This is a genomic window from Halopseudomonas pelagia CL-AP6 (genome assembly GCF_000410875.1).
Taxonomy (GTDB): Bacteria; Pseudomonadota; Gammaproteobacteria; order Pseudomonadales; family Pseudomonadaceae; genus Halopseudomonas; species Halopseudomonas pelagia.
This window is the reverse complement of sequence record NZ_AROI01000026.1, coordinates 65,042-83,664: the sequence shown is the minus strand read 5'-3', so window position 1 is coordinate 83,664 and position 18,623 is coordinate 65,042. Positions and strand designations below refer to the sequence as shown.

At 55.7% G+C, this 18,623-nt stretch carries 14 protein-coding genes; 7 read left to right on the top strand and 7 right to left on the bottom strand.

Going from position 1 to position 18,623, the window contains the following annotated elements; all coding sequences use genetic code 11:
• Positions 1-2: 2 nt before the first annotated feature.
• The gene (locus K787_RS0117820) at positions 3-3,104 is read left to right on the top strand and encodes an efflux RND transporter permease subunit (protein WP_022964176.1); all 3,102 of its coding nucleotides are present in this window, start codon (positions 3-5) and stop codon (positions 3,102-3,104) included.
• A gap of 74 nt (positions 3,105-3,178) precedes the next feature.
• Here K787_RS0117820 and K787_RS0117815 read toward each other — a convergent pair whose 3' ends face one another.
• Positions 3,179-5,191 carry a S9 family peptidase gene (locus tag K787_RS0117815; RefSeq protein WP_022964175.1) on the bottom strand — a complete coding sequence of 671 codons (2,013 nt, stop codon included), beginning with the start codon at positions 5,189-5,191 and terminating at the stop codon, positions 3,179-3,181.
• Between the two features lie 67 nt (positions 5,192-5,258).
• On the opposite strand from K787_RS0117815, the gene K787_RS23600 reads away from it, so the two are divergent.
• Positions 5,259-5,642 carry an MFS transporter gene (locus tag K787_RS23600; RefSeq protein WP_152486863.1) on the top strand — a complete coding sequence of 128 codons (384 nt, stop codon included), beginning with the start codon at positions 5,259-5,261 and terminating at the stop codon, positions 5,640-5,642.
• Between the two features lie 7 nt (positions 5,643-5,649).
• Here the strand turns inward: K787_RS23600 and K787_RS0117805 are convergent, their stop codons facing one another.
• The 3 genes from K787_RS0117805 to aceK all read right to left on the bottom strand — a co-directional run bounded on the left by K787_RS0117805 (position 5,650) and on the right by aceK (position 8,683).
• Positions 5,650-6,324, bottom strand: coding sequence for a TetR/AcrR family transcriptional regulator (locus tag K787_RS0117805; RefSeq protein ID WP_022964173.1), 675 nt, complete (start codon positions 6,322-6,324; stop codon positions 5,650-5,652).
• A 142-nt stretch (positions 6,325-6,466) separates the two neighbouring features.
• Positions 6,467-6,673 (bottom strand): cold-shock protein, encoded by a 207-nt coding sequence (locus K787_RS0117800; protein ID WP_028615072.1) that lies wholly within the window; start codon positions 6,671-6,673, stop codon positions 6,467-6,469.
• 306 nt (positions 6,674-6,979) lie between these two features.
• Positions 6,980-8,683, bottom strand: a complete 1,704-nt coding sequence (gene aceK, locus K787_RS0117795) for a bifunctional isocitrate dehydrogenase kinase/phosphatase (protein ID WP_022964172.1) — start codon at positions 8,681-8,683, stop codon at positions 6,980-6,982.
• A gap of 186 nt (positions 8,684-8,869) precedes the next feature.
• Between aceK and K787_RS0117790 the strand changes: the two genes are divergently transcribed.
• Positions 8,870-9,943, top strand: coding sequence for a DUF748 domain-containing protein (locus tag K787_RS0117790; RefSeq protein WP_022964171.1), 1,074 nt, complete (start codon positions 8,870-8,872; stop codon positions 9,941-9,943).
• Positions 9,944-10,009: 66 nt separating this feature from the next.
• On the opposite strand, the gene cysK is transcribed toward K787_RS0117790, so the two are convergent.
• Positions 10,010-10,984 carry a cysteine synthase A gene (cysK, locus tag K787_RS0117785; protein ID WP_022964170.1) on the bottom strand — a complete coding sequence of 325 codons (975 nt, stop codon included), beginning with the start codon at positions 10,982-10,984 and terminating at the stop codon, positions 10,010-10,012.
• A gap of 149 nt (positions 10,985-11,133) precedes the next feature.
• On the opposite strand from cysK, the gene K787_RS0117780 reads away from it, so the two are divergent.
• Together K787_RS0117780 and K787_RS0117775 are read left to right on the top strand one after the other, a co-directional pair.
• Positions 11,134-11,979, top strand: coding sequence for an AAA family ATPase (locus tag K787_RS0117780; RefSeq protein WP_022964169.1), 846 nt, complete (start codon positions 11,134-11,136; stop codon positions 11,977-11,979).
• 14 nt (positions 11,980-11,993) lie between these two features.
• On the top strand, positions 11,994-13,172 hold the full coding sequence (locus K787_RS0117775; RefSeq protein ID WP_022964168.1) for a vWA domain-containing protein: 1,179 nt from the start codon (positions 11,994-11,996) through the stop codon (positions 13,170-13,172).
• 70 nt (positions 13,173-13,242) lie between these two features.
• On the opposite strand, the gene K787_RS0117770 is transcribed toward K787_RS0117775, so the two are convergent.
• Positions 13,243-13,713 (bottom strand): MaoC/PaaZ C-terminal domain-containing protein, encoded by a 471-nt coding sequence (locus tag K787_RS0117770; RefSeq protein ID WP_022964167.1) that lies wholly within the window; start codon positions 13,711-13,713, stop codon positions 13,243-13,245.
• Positions 13,700-14,656: an alpha/beta hydrolase gene (locus tag K787_RS23595; protein WP_022964166.1), complete on the bottom strand. Its 957-nt coding sequence runs from the start codon at positions 14,654-14,656 to the stop codon at positions 13,700-13,702. Before K787_RS23595 ends, K787_RS0117770 begins: the two co-directional genes overlap by 14 nt.
• 204 nt (positions 14,657-14,860) lie before the next feature.
• On the opposite strand from K787_RS23595, the gene K787_RS0117760 reads away from it, so the two are divergent.
• Positions 14,861-16,546, top strand: coding sequence for a long-chain-fatty-acid--CoA ligase (locus K787_RS0117760; RefSeq protein ID WP_022964165.1), 1,686 nt, complete (start codon positions 14,861-14,863; stop codon positions 16,544-16,546).
• A 337-nt stretch (positions 16,547-16,883) separates the two neighbouring features.
• Entirely contained in the window at positions 16,884-18,572 is a 1,689-nt protein-coding gene (fadD1, locus tag K787_RS0117755) for a long-chain-fatty-acid--CoA ligase FadD1 (protein ID WP_022964164.1), read from the top strand.
• Positions 18,573-18,623: the final 51 nt, after the last annotated feature.

The following is an 18,623-nucleotide window of genomic DNA, read 5'->3' as shown; positions in this document are numbered from 1 at the left end:
GCATGCTGCAGTTTTTTATTGATCGTCCGATCTTTTCGACGGTGCTGTCGATCCTGATTCTGATTGCCGGTGGTACTTCGCTTTATCAATTGCCGATTGAGCAGTACCCCAATGTGGTGCCGCCGCAGATTGTAGTCGAGGCCCGCTACCCAGGAGCCAGTTCGCAGGTGATTGCCGACGCAGTGTCTGCGCCGTTGGAGCAAGCCATTAATGGTGTCGATGACATGCTGTATATGGAGTCCTTCAGTGCTGACTCTGGAAACATGCAACTGACCGTGTATTTCCGCATTGGCACCGACCCGGACCAGGCAACTATCGACGTTAACAATCGGGTACAAAAGGCCACCGCAAAACTGCCGCAGGAGGTACGCGATCTTGGTGTAGTGGTGCAGGCACGCTCAACATCCATCCTGCAGGTGGTGGCGCTTTCATCTGAAACCGAACAAATGGGCGTATTGGAGATCAGCAACTATGCGCTTCTCAACGTGCTGGATGAGCTGGTGCGGCTGCCGGGTGTCGGCGACGCGCGGCTGTTCGGTGCGCAGGACTACTCCATGCGCATCTGGTTGAGGCCCGATAAACTGGCTGATTACGACCTGACGCCAAGCGATGTGGCCACTGCCCTTCGCGAGCAGAATGCACAGTTTTCTGCCGGCCGGATCGGCGCTAACCCGGCACCTAAGGGGCAAGCCTTTACCTTCAGTGTCAGCACGCCTGGGCGGATGTCCACCCCGGAAGAGTTCGAGCAGATCATTCTGCGTAGCGATTCTGACGGACGTACGCTACGACTGGGGGAAGTGGCGCGCGCCGAGCTGGGCGCACAAAACTACGACTTCAGTGCGACCTTCAATGCCAAGAATGCGGTGCCTTTGGGTATCTATCTGCAGCCTGGGGCCAATGCGCTGGACACCGCAGAAGAGGTGCGTCGGGCAATGGAGCGCATTTCGCAACGCTTCCCCGGCGACTTGCGCTTCGATATTCCCTATGACACTACCTTGTTTATCGATGTCTCGATCAAAGAGGTGCTGATTACCTTTATTCAGGCGCTGGCGTTAGTGGTGCTGGTGACCTTCCTGTTCCTGCAGCACCTCAAGGCCACGCTGATTCCGCTGGTGGCGATCCCGGTATCGCTTATTGGTACTTTTGCCGGGATGATGCTGATGGGGTTCTCCATCAACCTGCTGACCCTGTTCGGGCTGATTCTGGCCATTGGTGTGGTGGTGGATAACGCCATTATCGTGATGGAGAATGCCGAACGGCTGATCAAGGAAGAGGGGCTCTCCAGCTACGAAGCGGCGAGCAAGACCATGAAGCAGGTATCCGGCGCTGTGGTGGGTTCCACGCTGGTGCTGATTGCGGTATTTGCTCCGGTGTCATTTCTGGGCGGGCTCAGTGGTGAGCTGTATCGTCAGTTCGCCATCACTATCGCTGTGTCTGTGGGTATTTCCGGGGTGGTGGCGCTAACGCTTAGTCCAGTGATGTGCGCGCTGTTGCTGGATCGGAAGGAAACTGAGGCGTCTCCGAAATTTGCCTGGTTCAACAATGGATTTGACCGTCTGACTGAAGGCTTTACGCGTCTGGTGGGCTGGATGCTCAACCATGCCAAAATTACTCTGGTGCTGTTTTTGCTGCTGATCGGATCCACCTTGTTTCTGCTCGATCGCATGGCCAGCGGTCTGGTTCCGCAAGAGGACCAGGGCTTCCTGCTGACGGTCTATCAACTGCCTCCGGTATCTTCGTTGGAGCGCACGGAAGCAGTGCGGGAGGAGTTGAGCCAGCAGATCGTTGACATGGACGAGATCAAGGGCATCACCAGCTTTGCTGGCTTCGACATTATGAATCGCGGGCTGCGGACCAATATGGGCGTGGCCTTCGTCACGCTGATCGATTGGGATGATCGCACCGCGTTCGAGCAAAGTGCTCAGGGAATGGCAAACCGGATTGTTGGTCTGGGTGCGGAGATTCAGGAAGCCAACGTCATGGCCTTCGTGCCGCCACCCATCAACGGCCTGTCGCTGACCGGCGGTGTGGAAGGTTACCTGCAACTGCGCGGTGAGAGCGATCCGCTCAAGCTCAAAGCGCAAGCTGATCGGCTGATTGGCGCGGCCAGTGAACGCCCTGAGCTGACTAACGTGCGCGCCGCTTTGGACGTGGGTGTGCCGCGTTACCAGGCGCAAGTGGATTGGGACAAGGCCAAAGCCATGGGCGTTCCGATTAACGAGATATTTACCGCCATGCGCAGCACCTTTGGCGCGCTGTACGTCAACGATTTTACCTTGCAGGGTCGTAATTGGCAGGTCAACCTGCAGTCCGAGGGTGAGTTCCGTAGCCATCCGGATGACTTGCGCAGAGTGTTCGTGCGCTCGGGTACGGGTGAGCTGGTGTCCTTGAACAACGTGGTAACCCTGGAGCGTACTCAGGGTGTTGATGCGGTAAGCCGCTTCAATTTGTACCCCGCGACCAAGGTGACCGCTGACCCAGCGCCGGGTTACAACACGGCTGCTGCGCTGGCGGCCCTGCGGGAAGTGGGTGCCGAGGTGCTGGCTCCTGAAGCACAGTTGGGTTGGGTCGGTGAAGCCTACCAGCTGTTGGACTCGGCTTCTTCAGGGGCGCTGGCGTTCGGCATGGGTATCCTCATGGTGTTTCTGATCCTGTCGGCGCAGTACGAGCGCTGGAGTTTGCCGCTGGCGGTTGCCACAGCGATTCCCTTCGGCGTATTCGGTGCGGTCGTGGCCTCGTTGTTGCGCGGCTTCCCGAACGACATCTACTTTCAGGTCGGCTTACTGGTACTGATCGGTCTCGCCGCCAAGAACGCCATTCTGATCGTCGAGTTTGCGGCGCAGAATCGTAAGGAAGGCATGTCACCTTATGACTCGGCCCTGACCGCCGCACGCCAGCGTTTCCGCGCAATCATGATGACCGCCCTGACGTTTATCATCGGCAGTTTGCCGCTGGCCATCAGTAGCGGAGCAGGCGCGGTAAGTCGTCAGGAGATCGGTACGGTGGTGGTCGGTGGGATGATCGCGGCCAGTACCCTAGCGTTGATCTTCGTGCCGGTGTTCTACATGTTGCTGGAGCAGCGCGGCTTTAAGCGCGCCGAGTAAGTTGTACTGTTGTCCCTGTCCCTGTTGCTTATGAGCGGCAGGGACAGGGACGACGACAGGGAGGATAGGGCGGTTCAGTCCTTGGCAGGAATCACTGCCAGCAGAAAGCTGTATTCCTCGGCCAGCTCGCGAATCGCCTGATAGCGCCCGCTGGCACCGCCATGCCCTGCGCTCATCTGCGTGCGCAGCAATAAAGGTCGGGAGTCGGTCTTGCAGTGCCGCAGTTTGGCAACCCACTTGGCCGCTTCCCAGTACTGTACGCGCATGTCGTGATAACCCGCAGTAACAAACAGCGCCGGGTAGTCCTGAGCACGCACCTGTTCGTAGGGCGCATAGCCACGAAGCCGTTCGGCGACTTCGGGATCGTTCATGTCGCCCCATTCTTCGTATTCGCCGATGGTCAGCGGCAATTCCGGATTGTTCATGGTGTTGAATACATCCACGAAGGGCACATCAGCCACTGCGGCCGCGAACAGCTCTGGACGCTGGTTGATCACATTGCCAATCAGCAAGCCACCGGCGCTGCCGCCGGCCACCACCAGCTGTGCAGGAGAGGTCAGTTTGAGTTCAACAAGGTGTTCGGCGCAGGCGATAAAATCACTGAAGGTATTGCTCTTGTGCTCCAGTTTGCCTGCTTGATACCAGGCTTCGCCGAGATCAGCGCCGCCGCGTACGTGGGCAATCGCAAAAACCCAGCCACGCTCGAGGAGCGAGAGTCGCGCATGGGAAAACCAGGGGTCCATGCTGGCCCCGTAGGCGCCATAACCATACAGGTATAGCGGTGCAGGGGCACCACTGCTGTTGCGCGCCGCGACCAGGCTGATGGGGATACGGCTGCCGTCCTTGGCAACGGCCCATTCGCGGGTCACCTGATAATCTTCGGGATTGAACAGGCCTTCTACCGGTGTCCGCTTGAGGATATGCTGCTCACCACTAGCAATATGCAGCGCTCTGACCTCGGCCGGGCGGTTCAGTGATTCGTAACGCAGGCGGATGTAAGGGCTGGCGTATTCCTCCCCCCCTTGGACGTGCAGACTGTAGACGGCGTCAGGCATTGCTACCTGGTAGCAGGCCGATGCGCTGGGTTTGACCTCCAGGGTAATCAACCCTTGGTCGCGGTAATGCAGCAGGAGCCCCGCCTGTTGCACACTGAAGTCTTCAAGCGTGCGCTGCGGATCCAGTTGGGCAATTGACTGCCAATGGGCTTGCGCCGGCCGAGTTGGGTCTGCTTTGAACAGCGCAAAGTTCTCGCCTGTGGCATTGCTGCGGATGACCAGACCCTCTGGGCCGTGATCCACATGGTATTCATGCCCCGCCTGGCGGGGCTCGATCAGTTGCCATGGGCCGGTGGGCTGGTTCGCGGGCAGTAGTCGCACTTCGCTGGTGTTCTTGCTGGAGCTGGCCAGCATGATCCACTGCTCGGAACTACTGCGATAGGCATGCAGATAGAAGCGTTGATCTTCTTCATGGAACAGATGTACCGGCTCGGAGCCGGCTTTCAGGCGCCATAGGTAAGCCGGGCGCGAAGTGTCGTCCATGCTGATGGCAAACAGATGTTGGCTATCCTGCGCCCAGACAAGGCTACCGTCGGCATTCTCCAGGGGTAATTCGGTGACCAGGCCGCTGCGCAGATCCTTCAAGTACAGGGTATAGGTCTCGTCGCCTTGACGGTCCAGGCTATATGCCAGTGATTGATGGTCTGGGCTGATGGCATAATCGCCCAACTGCAGAAAATCGGCACCGGCAAGGGCATTAAGGTCCAGTAGTAGTGCTTCGCTGGACGGGTCTATTTCAAGGGAATCGTTAACTGGCCGCACACACCGGTAATATCGCGGATATTCGTCACCCGCTTCAGTGCGTTGGTAATACAGCCACGGACCCCACACACCAGGCAAAGACAAATCGGTTTCACGAATGCGCCCACGAATCTCCTGGAAGAGCGTTTCACGCAGGTCGCTATGGGTGGCCAGCCAGGCTTCGGTAGCTTGATTTTCTTCCGCAAGAAACGCCAACACTTCAGGATTGTCTCGCTGCTCAAGCCAAGCGTATGGGTCATCGGTGGTATCACGGCGAACAGACTGTGGCATCGAGTTGGGACTCCCTGAATAAAACCGCTATTATAGCGGCACATTTTTGCTGACCGGTGACCGCCTGATGTTCAACGAACCCGAATACCAGATCATGTGGATGATATATCTGGCGGCAGCTGGCTGTGCCTGGCTGGTTTGGTGGAAAATGACCAGTTGGATTCCGTTATGGTATGTGCGCGAGCCGTTGTGGCTGGTAGTCGCGGTGCTGCTGTTCACACCGGTCAGAGTGGTTCCAACGGAAGTCTGGCTGGCACCGGCAACAATGATATTTCTGCTGGATACGGTGCTTGATACCGGTGATAACGAAGCGCGGGTGCTGGGTGAACTGGCTCTCGCGATGGGCATTGCGGTGTTGGGGTATTTTGCATTTGCGGCAGGCAGGGCTGGTTGGAAGCATTGGCGCAAACAGCAGACTGTTCACGCCAAGGGGCATTACAAAGGCCGCTAAGGGCGCTTTAGCCCTCGTTTTTCTGCTCGTACAGGGTGCGTGCCATACGCATGATCTGTTCTTGAAACTCACTTCTTTGAATATCCGTCATCGGGCAAATACCAATTTGCTCGAATAGTCGGTAGCCGCGTACGGAAAAGAACAGAATGCTCGCTTGAGCCAGGCCTAGAGGCGACTCGGCAAGGATGTTGAATAGTCCCTGTACGTCGTCCGAGGTGGTTTGTAGCAGAGCCGGATTGCTGGCTGCGGCGGCGAGAATCGCGGAGTCGAGGTTTTTCTCCTCGTTGGACTCGCTCAGGTTGCTCAGCAGCAGGGATTTGAGTTCGCGCATGGGTTCATCGGGTAGCACGCTTTCATAGGCTCTCCAGCGTACGCGAAAGCGTTCCAGACGATGCTCAATCATGGCCGAGAGCAATGCCTCGCGGTCGGGGAACATGGCTTGCAGATCGCTTTCCTGGATCCCCGTGCGTTCGCTCAAGCTGGTGAAGGTGAGCTGCGACGCGCCGAGCTCGCTGACAATAGCTTCAGCTGCGCGGAATATATTCAAACGACGGTTTTCGATTTCTTTGGTTGAATCGATGCTTTCCACTGTATAGACATCCTGGTGGTGGGGTAGCAAGGCAACACTGAATAAGGCAGCGCCGGTTGTTTCCCAAATGGCCTTCAGAGTGAGAACACTCATATTATGCGCACTAGGTTACGACTTAAGAGCGTATCAGGCGAGTATTTTTTGCAGGCTGATATCTCGTATGGCGGTCTTGCGGGGCAAATTGCAGGCATTAAAAAACCCGGCCGAGGCCGGGTTTTTCAGTCAGACTTCGGAATTAACCGATAACCTGAATGTTTGCAGCTTGCTTGCCTTTAGGACCAGTAGTGATATCGAAAGATACCTTCTGGTTCTCGGCGAGGGACTTGAAGCCCTGAACCTTGATTTCGGAGAAGTGGGCGAACAGATCATCACCACCGCCGTCTGGAGTAATGAAGCCAAAGCCTTTAGTGTCGTTGAACCACTTAACTGTACCAGTTGCCATTTCGGATAATTCCTATCAAATAAAAAAATTTGAGCTGAGCTCAATTAAAGCGTGGGGAATCAAAGATTACGAGAATGACAAACTTACGTACTGAAAAGTGCGCTTGCAGCCTACTACTCTATCTTGAAAACCTACGCGCTCACTGTGCGCCTTAATGCAAATCAAGTCAAGCAATGCTGGACTCGCTGCATCCGGGCTTGCAATGAACGAAACTCAGTATACGACAGATTCCAGAAATAACACCCTTTACCTGAGTTTTTTTTAATTCTGGGGCACCGTTCGTCTGAAATCGGCCCCGAAAGCGGGTCAGCTACGCTTGTAAGGGAACACATCCAGTACCTGTCCATCCTTTATACGCTCCTGCAAACCTTTCCAGAAGCTAGCCTCGAACAGATTGCCATGCATGCTGGTAAAGGCCCGGCGGTGGCGGATGTCAGCAAACAGGAAGACTGGGAACTCTTCCGGGAAGACGTCATTGGGGCTAACTGAGTACCAGGGCTCTGAGGCCATCTCCTGCTCCGGATACATCGCCTCTGGGATGTTGCGAAAGTTGACCTCGGTAAGGTAGCTGATTTCGTCGTAGTCATAAAAAACCACGCGGCCGTGGCGGGTGACGCCAAAATTTTTCAACAACATGTCGCCCGGAAAGATATTGGCTGCGGCAAGTTCCTTGATGGCTTTGCCATAATCGAGCAGCGCCTCGTGGATTTGGGTTTCGCTGGCGTTCTCCAGATACATGTTCAGCGGCGTCATGCGGCGTTCGGTCCAGCAGTGGCGTACCAGGATCACGTCGCCTTCTTCTACGACAGTTGAAGGTGCAACGTCCAGCAGTTCAGCCAGGCATTCAGGATCGAACCGGTCGCGCGGAAAGCGGAAGTCGGCAAATTCTTGCGTATCTGCCAGGCGTCCGACCCGATCATGCCGCTTCACCAGGCGGTAACGGTCAATGACCGTAGCGCGGTCGATATTCTTCGACGGAGCGAATTTGTCCTTGATGATCTTGAACACGGTATTGAAGCCGGGAAGGGTGAACACACTCATGACCATCCCACGTACACCCGGGGCCATAATGAAGCGGTCCTCGCTGTTGGCTAGATGGGCAATCAGGGCGCGATAGAATTCTGACTTGCCCTGCTTGTAAAAACCAATGGCGGTATACAGCTCGGCAATATGCTTGCTGGGCAGCAATTGCTTCAGAAAGGCGACCATCTCCGCAGGAATGGGGGCTTCAACCATGAAGTACGAGCGCGTGAAGGAAAAAATAATCGAGACCTGAGACTCATCGGTTATCAGGGTGTCGACACTGATACCTTCATGCTCTTGATGAATTAATGGCAGCACAAACGGCCATTGTTCCTGCTGGCTGATGACGCGGCCAACCAGGTAGGCACCTTTATTACGATAAAACACCGACTGGATCAATTCCACGGTCAGGCCGCGGTCTTGTTGAGCCCATTCAGGTAGACCCTGACGCAAGTGCTCAACGACCATCTTGCAGTCGCGCTCGAAGTTGGCCCAGGGGGCGTCGAAGCTGTGCTCGTCGAGAACCTGTCGCACCAGCCCGCCAAGGGACCCATCAGAGATAAAGCCACGTGTCAGCGGGATGCGTGAAGGCGGGCGGGTCGCCGGCCGCGTGCTATGTACGAACATGGTTTCATCGCTGATCTGATCATGCTGGTGTAGCGAGCAGAAAATCGAGTTGAACCAGGTTTCGGCAAGCTCATCGTCAAAGCGCTGATCTATCAGGGTGATATAGGCCCTGCGAATCTCCGGCCAGCTGGCTACATCCAGTATAAAGTCGGCGACCGGCGCGCTCTTCAGTTTGCCGGCGGTAATGTGCACACAGTCCTCATACAGATTGATGCGCGCCGTGGAGGCCAGCTGTATATCGCTCCATCTCGCCTGTTCAAAGCGCACGCGCGCCCCAGAGGTGATGCTCCGAAACTCGTCACGGTAGTGATCAAAGCCGTCCAGAATATCTTGCGCAATGCGTTTGGGGCTGTAGGACATGGAATGGGTGCCGCCTGTGCCAAGTGGGAAACTGCAGGATAGCCAGTCCGGGGATTGGGTGAAAGTACTCAGCTATCTTCGGCAGGTAAATTATCTTTCTCAGGTAAACACTCTAGCCTGCTCAACTATCTGACCCTGAGACGTTAAAGTAGCTGAACTGTTTGCAATCGATGAAGTCATTTTAGTATGAAAAAGACCTATAGCGTTCCCGTGGCCGTATTAGCTGTTCTTGTCGTATTGTTGGTGATTCTGCACCTGTCGTTATCCACCCTGGTTCGTAATATGTTGAACGAAAACATGGCGGTAATGGGGGATTACACGGGGCAGGTTGAAGATGTTGACCTGTTCTGGTGGCGGGGCGCCTACAGCATTCATGGGCTGAATATTGAGAAGAACGTAGGCAGTGTCCAGGCGCCTTTCTTTGTCGCGCCACGTATCGATATTGCACTTAGCTGGCGGTCGCTGTGGGAGCACCATGCGCTGGTGGCCCGTGTGCGCTTCACTGACCCTGAATTGAATTTTATCGATTCAAACGTGGAGAGCGATCGTCAGACGGGTGAGGGTGTAGATTGGCGCGAACGCCTGCGCGAACAGATCTTGATTCAGATCGATGAACTGCAGATCGTTAACGGAACCGTGGCCTTTCGCAACTTTACAACTGAGCCCCAGGTGAACGTCTACGCTAATGACCTGAACATGACAGTGCTCAATCTGAGCACCTCCCGTGAAGTTGAGGGCACCCGTGACGCCAGCCTTGAAGGGACCGCAGACTTGCTTGGTCACGCGCCCATGGAGATGGAAGCTGCGTTCGACCCATTGTTGGAAATGGACGATTTTCAACTGCGCTTTCGGGCCAGTGAGGTAGATTTGACGCAATTGAATGATTTTGCTTCGGCTTATGCTGGCTTCGACTTCCATAACGGCAGTGGAGAGTTAGTCATAGAGGCACAGGCAGATGCTGCGCAGTTGACGGGCTATATCAAGCCGCTATTGCGTAATGTTGAGGTGTTCAATTTTGAGCAGGATATCCAGAACCCAGATAAGGGCTTCTTTCGCGGTGTATGGGAGGCGTTGGTCGGTGCTGGTGGCGCAGTGGTTAAAAATCACAGTCGCGATCAGATTGCCACTCGAGTCAACTTGAGCGGGAGTTTGCAAAACGCTGATGTCAGTCCGATGCAAGCGTTTTTCGGTATTCTTCGTAACGGCTTTATCGAAGCATTTAATGCCGGTTTTGAAGAGCCCGCGCCGGAAACCGAGTAAGCTTTTTCCGCCACAGAATCAATCAGAAGAGCTGGCGCAACCCGCAGGGCGGGCTGTGCCAACGGCTTACTGCTGCATTTCCGCTTCGCTGAACATGTCGCTGAACAGCATGCTGCTGAGGTAGCGCTCGCCTGAATCAGGCAGGATCACCACCATGGTCTTGCCTTGCATTGCCGGCTCTTCGGCCATGCGCACGGCGGCGGCCATGGCGGCGCCGCAGGAAATGCCGCACAGAATGCCTTCCTCGCGCATCAGCCGTAACGCCATCGACTTGGACTCTTCGTCAGTCACCTGCTCGACCCGGTCGACCAGTGTCATATCCAGATTGCCGGGTACAAAGCCAGCACCGATGCCCTGAATTTTGTGCGGCGCGGGTTTGACCTCCTGGCCATCGCGGGTCTGGGTGATCACCGGCGAACTGACCGGCTCGACGGCCACCGACAGGATATTTTTCTTGCAGGTGTGCTTGATGTAGCGCGATACGCCGGTAATGGTACCGCCAGTGCCGACGCCAGATACCAACACATCAATGCTGCCTTCAGTGTCTTTCCAGATTTCCGGGCCAGTGGTTTTCTCGTGAATCGCCGGGTTGGCCGGGTTTTCAAATTGCTGCAGCAGAATATGCTGGGCCGGGTCCTGGGCAGCGATTTCTTCGGCGGCGGCGATCGCACCTTTCATACCCTTGGCCGGGTCAGTCAGTACCAGCTCGGCACCCAATGCTTTAAGCACCTTGCGCCGCTCCAGGCTCATGGAGGCTGGCATGCTTAGCTTCAGTTTATAACCCCGTGCTGCGGCAACGAAGGCCAGACCAATACCAGTGTTGCCGGAGGTCGGCTCGACAATGGTCATACCTGGCTTCAGACGCCCGGATTCTTCCGCGTCCCAGATCATGCTGGCACCGATACGGCACTTGACCGAATAAGCAGGGTTGCGACCTTCAATCTTGGCCAGGATGGTCACGCCCGAGGGGCCAATACGATTGATGCGGACCAGCGGCGTATTGCCGATGGATTGAGAGTTGTCTGCGTAGATTTTGCTCATGATGACATCCTGTTGGGTGCGGGGATCATTCAGTGACTGAATACTACATCCAGGTTCACAGTGCGCCTACCGTCACGTTATAGTCGCTGTTTTGACCGGGAGCCAATTAATGCTGGCCCTGCTGCTGAATTCTCCAGAGGATAGCCCGAATGAAATTTGAAGGTACTGACGCCTACGTTGCTACGGATGACCTGAAGCTGGCGGTCAACGCTGCCATCACTCTTGAGCGCCCACTGTTGGTCAAGGGCGAACCCGGTACCGGCAAAACCATGCTCGCCGAGCAACTGGCCGAGTCCATGGGTGCGAAACTCATCACCTGGCACATCAAGTCGACCACCAAGGCGCATCAGGGTTTGTACGAATACGATGCCGTGAGCCGTCTGCGTGATTCGCAACTGGGCACCGACAAGGTGCACGACGTGCGCAACTACATCAAGAAAGGCAAACTCTGGGAAGCCTTTGAAGCCGAAGAAAAGGTCATCCTGCTGATTGATGAGATCGACAAAGCCGACATCGAGTTCCCCAACGATTTGCTCCAGGAACTCGACAAGATGGAATTCTACGTTTACGAGACCAATGAGACAATCAAGGCCGACAAGCGCCCGATCATCATCATTACCTCGAACAACGAGAAAGAGTTGCCTGACGCCTTCCTGCGTCGCTGCTTCTTCCATTACATCGCTTTTCCGGATCGCAATACCATGCAGCGCATCGTTGATGTGCATTTCCCCGAGATCAAGAAGGAACTGGTGTCCGAAGCGATGGATATTTTCTTTGACGTGCGCAAGGTGCCGGGTCTGAAGAAGAAACCGTCCACCTCCGAGCTGGTTGACTGGTTGAAGTTGCTAATGGCCGATCAGATCCCCGAGGCAGTGCTGCGTGATCGCGATCCAACCAAAGCCATCCCGCCGCTCTACGGTGCGCTGGTGAAGAACGAGCAGGACGTGCAGTTGCTGGAACGTCTGGCGTTCATGACCCGCCGCCAAAACCGTTAAGAAGGAGGGCGCCCATGTTATTGGGCCTGTTCAATGAAATGCGTGCAGCCAAGGTACCGGTGTCGGTCCGTGAGCTGCTCGATCTGATCCGTGCGCTCAAGCACCATGTGGTCTTCGCCGATATGGACGAATTCTACTATCTGGCGCGCACCGTGATGGTCAAGGACGAACGCCATTTCGACAAGTTCGACCGGGCCTTTGGTGCCTACTTCAACGGTCTGCAGAATCTTGATCAGTTGCTCGAAGCGCTGATTCCGGAGGATTGGCTGCGCAAGGAATTCGAGCGCATGCTGACCGATGAAGAGCGCGAGAAGATCAAGTCGCTCGGCGGGCTGGACAAGCTGATCGAGGAGTTCAAGAAACGACTCGAGGAGCAAAAGGAGCGGCACGAAGGCGGCAATAAATGGATAGGCACCGGCGGTACCAGTCCATTTGGCTCGGGCGGTTACAACCCCGAAGGTATCCGCGTCGGGGATGCCGGCAAGCGCCAGGGCAAGGCGGCCAAGGTCTGGGACCAGCGCGAATACAAAAATCTGGATGATCAGGTCGAACTGGGCACGCGCAATATCAAGGTGGCCTTGCGCCGCCTGCGCAAGTTCGCTCGCCAGGGCGCGGCCGAAGAGCTGGATATCGATGGAACCATCGACCACACAGCCCGCGATGCAGGCCTATTGAATATTCAGATGCGACCGGAGCGACGCAATGCGGTCAAGCTGCTGCTGTTATTCGATATCGGCGGTTCGATGGATGCGCATATCAAGGTCTGCGAAGAGCTGTTTTCAGCCTGCCGTACGGAGTTCAAGCATCTGGAATACTTCTACTTCCATAACTGCCCTTACGAGTCGGTCTGGAAGAACAACCTACGCCGCACCAACGAACGCACCTCGACCATGGATCTGTTGCATAAATACGGTCCTGACTACAAGGTGATATTCGTCGGCGATGCGGCTATGGCGCCCTACGAAATCACCCAGCCCGGCGGCAGCGTCGAGCATTGGAATGAGGAAGCCGGGCACGTATGGATCCAGCGTTTTATGGAGAAGTACAAGAAGATGATCTGGATAAACCCTTACCCCAAGGACGCCTGGGATTACACTACCTCAACGCGTATCGTGCGTGATCTGATCGAGGACCGGATGTACCCCTTGACGCTGGAAGGTTTGGAGGAAGGGATGCGCTACCTGAGTAAATAGCCAGCGGCTATTTACCCGGAACGTGAAAGCGAAGGGGTAACCGGTCAGAGCGACGCTGGCTTCCCTTTTTTTAACCGATTTTCACGCCTGGCAATACCTGCCGCTCAACGCTGACCTTCTCGGTTGGTACCATGACGGTGGCGACGCCATCAACGACCTGCTTGGCATCCTGGTTGAATACCCGCGTGGCAATACGCGCGCGGTTCTTCGGTAGCTTTTCGATCACTTCCAGTTCAATACGAATCTCGTCGCCCAGGCGCACCGGACGCAGAAAACTCATCTCCTGGCCGAGATAAATGGTGCCAGGCCCCGGCAGCTCGCAGGCGATGGCGGCAGAGATCAAGGCGCCGGAGAACATGCCATGGGCAATGCGGCCTTTGAATGGAGTGGTTGCGGCGAACTCTTCATCCAGGTGCACCGGATTAACATCGCCGGACACTTCAGCAAACAGGATCAGGTCGCGCTCCGTCACCAGGTGACTGATCTCGGCCTTGTCGCCGACGCTGAGTTCATCATAGATACGGTTTTCAAGCTTGGACATCGGGTGTCTCCGTCTGGGTGGCGGGGTTGTGCGTTTCCAGCCAGGCAATCAGATCCTGCATCACCTGGTCGCGGTTTGTTTCGTTGAGGATTTCGTGTCGTGCGCCATCATACAATTGCAGGCTGACCTGCGACAGTCCGGCGTCCTGCAGGCGCTTTTGCAGCTTGTGCAGGCCGCCGCCAGCGCTCACTGGATCGGCACTGCCGCCGATGATATGTATCGAAAGGTCGCTGGGCAGTCGGCTGAGTTCACGCGGGTCGGCAATGTGCAGCAGACCGCTGAACAGGTCTTGCCACAGCCGCGCAGAACAGGGAAAGCCGCATAGCGGGTCGGCTATGTAACGGTCGACTTGCTCGGCGTCGCGACTCAACCAATCGAACTCGGTGCGGGCCGGACGAAAGGCGCGGTTGAATTGGCCAAAACTCAATTTGGCCATGCTTAGCGCCGGTTGTGCGAAGCCGCGCAGGCGGCCTTCCAGGGTGGCGGCGGCCCGGCCAAAACGGCTCAGTGCCGTGGGGTGGGCGTTGCTGCCACTGAGGATCACACCCGCCAGTTGTGCGCTATGGCGGAGTAGAAAACCCTGCACAATGTACGAGCCCATGCTGTGGCCCAGCATGAAAACCGGCTTGCCCGGCATTAATGCCTGAGCCTCACCCAGCAATAACGCCAGATCGTCTGTTACTTTGTTCCAACCCTCCCTATCGGCAAAATGGCCAAGCATTTGACCCTCTGCGCTTTGACCATGTCCGCGTTGGTCCAGCGCCAATACCGCGTATCCTGCTTGATTCAACTGCTGCGACAGGGGGGCATAGCGCGCGGCATGTTCTGCCATTCCGTGGCATACCAGTACCAGGGCCGAGCACGGCTCGTCATCGGGCAACCATTGGTGCAATGTTAGCGAAGTGTGATCTGCGGGGGCCAGCCTGCGAGTCTGGTAAGCCATCGGCGTATTTCTCCTATTCACATGGCAAATGAAACAGATCAGTGTTTTGTGTTTATTGGCAATACTGGTACTTTTACGGGTTACGCATAGACGTGAACCGAATGACAACCCTGACCTAGAGCGGGATGATCTGCCGGAACAATAGTACCCAGGAACAACCGGTTGTTCTTGGGGTAAATGATACGGGGAAAGAGGACAAGAATAATGGAAGCAGCATTCTGGAATGACAAACGCCCAGCCGGTGTGCCTAACGACATTGATCTGACGCAGTACAGCTCAATTGGTGATGTGTTCGAACGCTCGTGCAAGCAATTTGCAGATCGACCAGCCTTTACCAATATGGATACCACCCTGACGTACGGAGAGCTAGATCGCCTGTCGGGCAATTTTGCCAGTTACCTGCAAACCGAAACAGATCTGCAGCCCGGTGACCGCATCGCGATCCAGATGCCCAATGTATTGCAGTTCCCCGTAGCCGTTTTTGGTGCTATTCGTGCCGGTTTGATTGTGGTCAACACCAACCCGTTGTACACCGCGCGGGAAATGCGCCACCAGTTCAAGGATTCCGGTGCCAAGGCATTGATCTACCTGAATATGTTCGGCCATCTGGTTGAGGAAGTCGCTCCCGATACCGACCTGAAATACTTGTTTGAAGCGCGCATGGGCGATATGTTGCCAGGGCTCAAAGGCTTGCTGGTCAATACCGTGGTCAAGCGCGTCAAGAAGATGGTCCCGACCTTTAATCTACCCCAGGCTGTGTCTTTCAAGGCTGCACTCAAGGCCAGTAAAGGCAAGACGCCAAAGCCGGTCAGCAAGACGTTGGATGATGTTGCCGTACTGCAATACACCGGCGGTACTACTGGCCCGTCCAAGGGCGCAATGCTGACCCATGGCAACCTGGTCGCGAACATGCTGCAGGTGTATGCCAACATGCAGCAGCTGGACAAAGACGGCAAGAAGATCATGAGCGATGGCAGTGAAATCGTGATTTGCCCTTTGCCGCTTTACCATATCTTTGCTTTCACAGCGAACTGCATGTGCATGATGCTGGCGGGTTATCACAATGTGCTGATCACCAACCCTCGTGATATTCCAGGCTTCGTCAAAGAGCTGAAAAAGTGGAAGTTCTCCTCCATGGTCGGCCTTAACACGCTGTTTGTGGCGCTGATGGAGCATCCCGAGTTCATGGATATCGACTTTTCCCACCTCAAGGGCACCACCTCCGGCGGTACTGCGTTGGTGAAAGCCACCGCCGAGCGCTGGGAAGGCAAAACTGGCAGCCGTATCGGTGAAGGTTATGGCCTGACCGAGTGCTCGCCTGTCGTCTGCTCCAGCCCCGGCGATGGTCTGGCGCGTCTGGGTAGCGTCGGCCTGCCGGTGCCGGGTACCGCGATCAAGGTGATTGACGAAAACGGTGTCGAACTACCGATCGGCGAGCGCGGAGAGTTGTGTGTGAAGGGCCCGCAGGTGATGAAGGGTTACTGGCAGCGGGACGATGCTACGGCAGAAATGCTGGATGCTGACGGTTGGCTGAAAACCGGTGACGTGGCCGTGATTGACGAGGATGGTTTTGTCGCTATCGTCGACCGCATCAAAGATCTGATCATAGTATCGGGCTTTAACGTATACCCGAATGAAATTGAAGACGTGGTGGCCGCGCATCCGAAGGTCGCCAATGCTGCGGCGATCGGTGTACCTGATGAGAAGTCCGGTGAAGCGGTCAAGCTGTTCGTTGTCCCGAGCGTGGATGATCTGAGCATTGATGAGCTGAAGGCTTATTGCCGCGCCAATTTTACCGGCTACAAAGTACCCAAACACTATGAGATTCGCGATTCTTTGCCGATGACGCCAGTTGGCAAGATTTTGCGTCGGGAGCTGCGGGATAACTGATTACTCGCAACGCTTTTCCGGTATTGCCAGGCCACAGCCCGACGCACGTGCGTCGGGCTTTTTTCTGCCCTGCCAAATGTGCTTGCTACCGCCTTGGTTAGCCGTCCCAATGGGCTGTGACGTCCATCGGCGTGTGCGCTGGTCTGATCTGGCAAAAACTGCTAGTCTTCGGCCACTTTTCGACTGAAATGCTGTTTTCGTTCATCATTGACGCCGATAAGCCCAGTTCTGTGCAGGAAACTCGGCAAGCGCGCTTTCAGTGCGTTTTCGGAGTAGCCTTTATAAACCATAAGAGAAAATCGGCTCGCGTGGCCGACTAGTTCAGGAGCAGGCATCAATGCTTGAGAATTTCTGGAAAGACAAATACCCGGCAGATATTCCGACCGAGATCAATGCGGACCAATACCCCAACATCCTTGCCGTATTGAAGGAATCCTGCCAACGCTTTGCAGACAAGCCCGCCTTTAGCAACCTGGGCAAAACCATCACCTACGGCGAAATGTACAAACTGTCTGGTGATTTTGCCGCCTACCTGCAGAAGCACAGCGGTTTGCAGCCAGGTGACCGCGTCGCGATCCAGATGCCCAACGTGTTGCAGTACCCAGTAGCGGTATTTGGCGCCATGCGTGCCGGCTACGTGGTAGTGAATACCAACCCGCTTTACACGCACCGCGAGATGGAGCACCAGTTCAACGATTCCGGGGCCAAACTGCTGATCTGCCTGGCCAACATGGCTCACCTGGCCGAGCAAGTCGTGCCCAAGACCGGCGTGAAAAAGGTTATCGTCACCGAAGTGGGTGACATGCTGCCGCCGCTCAAGCGGCTGCTGATTAATTTTGTGGTCAAGCATGTCAAGAAGATGGTCCCGAGTTTCAATATTCCAGGGGCAATCAAGTTCAACGATGCATTAGCCAAGGGCAAGGGCCAGAGCTTTAACGAAGCCTCGCCGGCCAGCGACGACGTGGCAGTGCTGCAATACACCGGTGGTACCACCGGCGTAGCCAAGGGCGCGATGCTGACTCACCGCAATCTGGTTGCCAACATGCTGCAAGCCAAGGCGATGATGGGCAGCAGCATCAAGGACGGTCAAGAAGTGCTGATCTGCCCGCTGCCGCTGTACCACATCTACGCCTTCACCTTTCACTGCATGGCGATGATGATCAGTGGCAACCACAACATTCTGATCACCAACCCGCGCGATATTCCGGCTTTCGTCAAGGAGCTGACCAAGGTCCGCTTTACTGGTTTTGTTGGTCTGAACACGCTGTTCGTCGCGTTATGCAATGATGAAATCTTCCGTGGGCTGGATTTCAGTCAGTTCAAGGTCACCCTGTCTGGCGGTATGGCGTTGCAACAGGCTACGGCCGAACGTTGGGAAAAAATCACCGGCTGCAAGGTCTGTGAAGGTTATGGCATGACCGAAACCAGCCCGCTGGCCACGGTCAATCCGATTCAAGCCATTCAGTTGGGTACCATTGGTATTCCGGTGCCGTCGACCTTGTGCAAGGTTATCGATGATGACGGCAATGAAGTGCCACTGGGCGAGCGCGGCGAGTTGTGCGTCAAAGGCCCGCAGGTGATGAAGGGTTATTGGCAGCGTCAGGAAGCCACCGATGAAATGCTCGACGCCGAAGGCTGGTTGAAGACCGGTGACATCGCCATTATCCAGGAAGACGGTTTCCTGAAGATTGTCGATCGCAAGAAAGACATGATTATTGTCTCCGGCTTCAACGTGTATCCGAATGAACTGGAAGATGTCATGGCCGCGATTCCGGGCGTTACTCAATGTGCCGCCGTCGGCGTACCGGATGAAAAATCCGGTGAAGCCATCAAGGTCTTCCTGGTCAAGGCTCCGGGTGCCGAACTGAGTGCCGAGCAGGTCAAGGCGCAGATGCGTGACAGCCTGACAGCCTACAAGGTGCCGAAGTATGTCGAGTTCCGCGATGCACTGCCGACCACCAACGTCGGCAAGATTCTACGTCGTGAACTGCGCGACGAAGAGCTGAAGAAAGTCGCCAGTAAGTAATATTAGCTGGACGCTGCACACTCAGTTGCAGCAAAGCGCAGAGCAAATCTG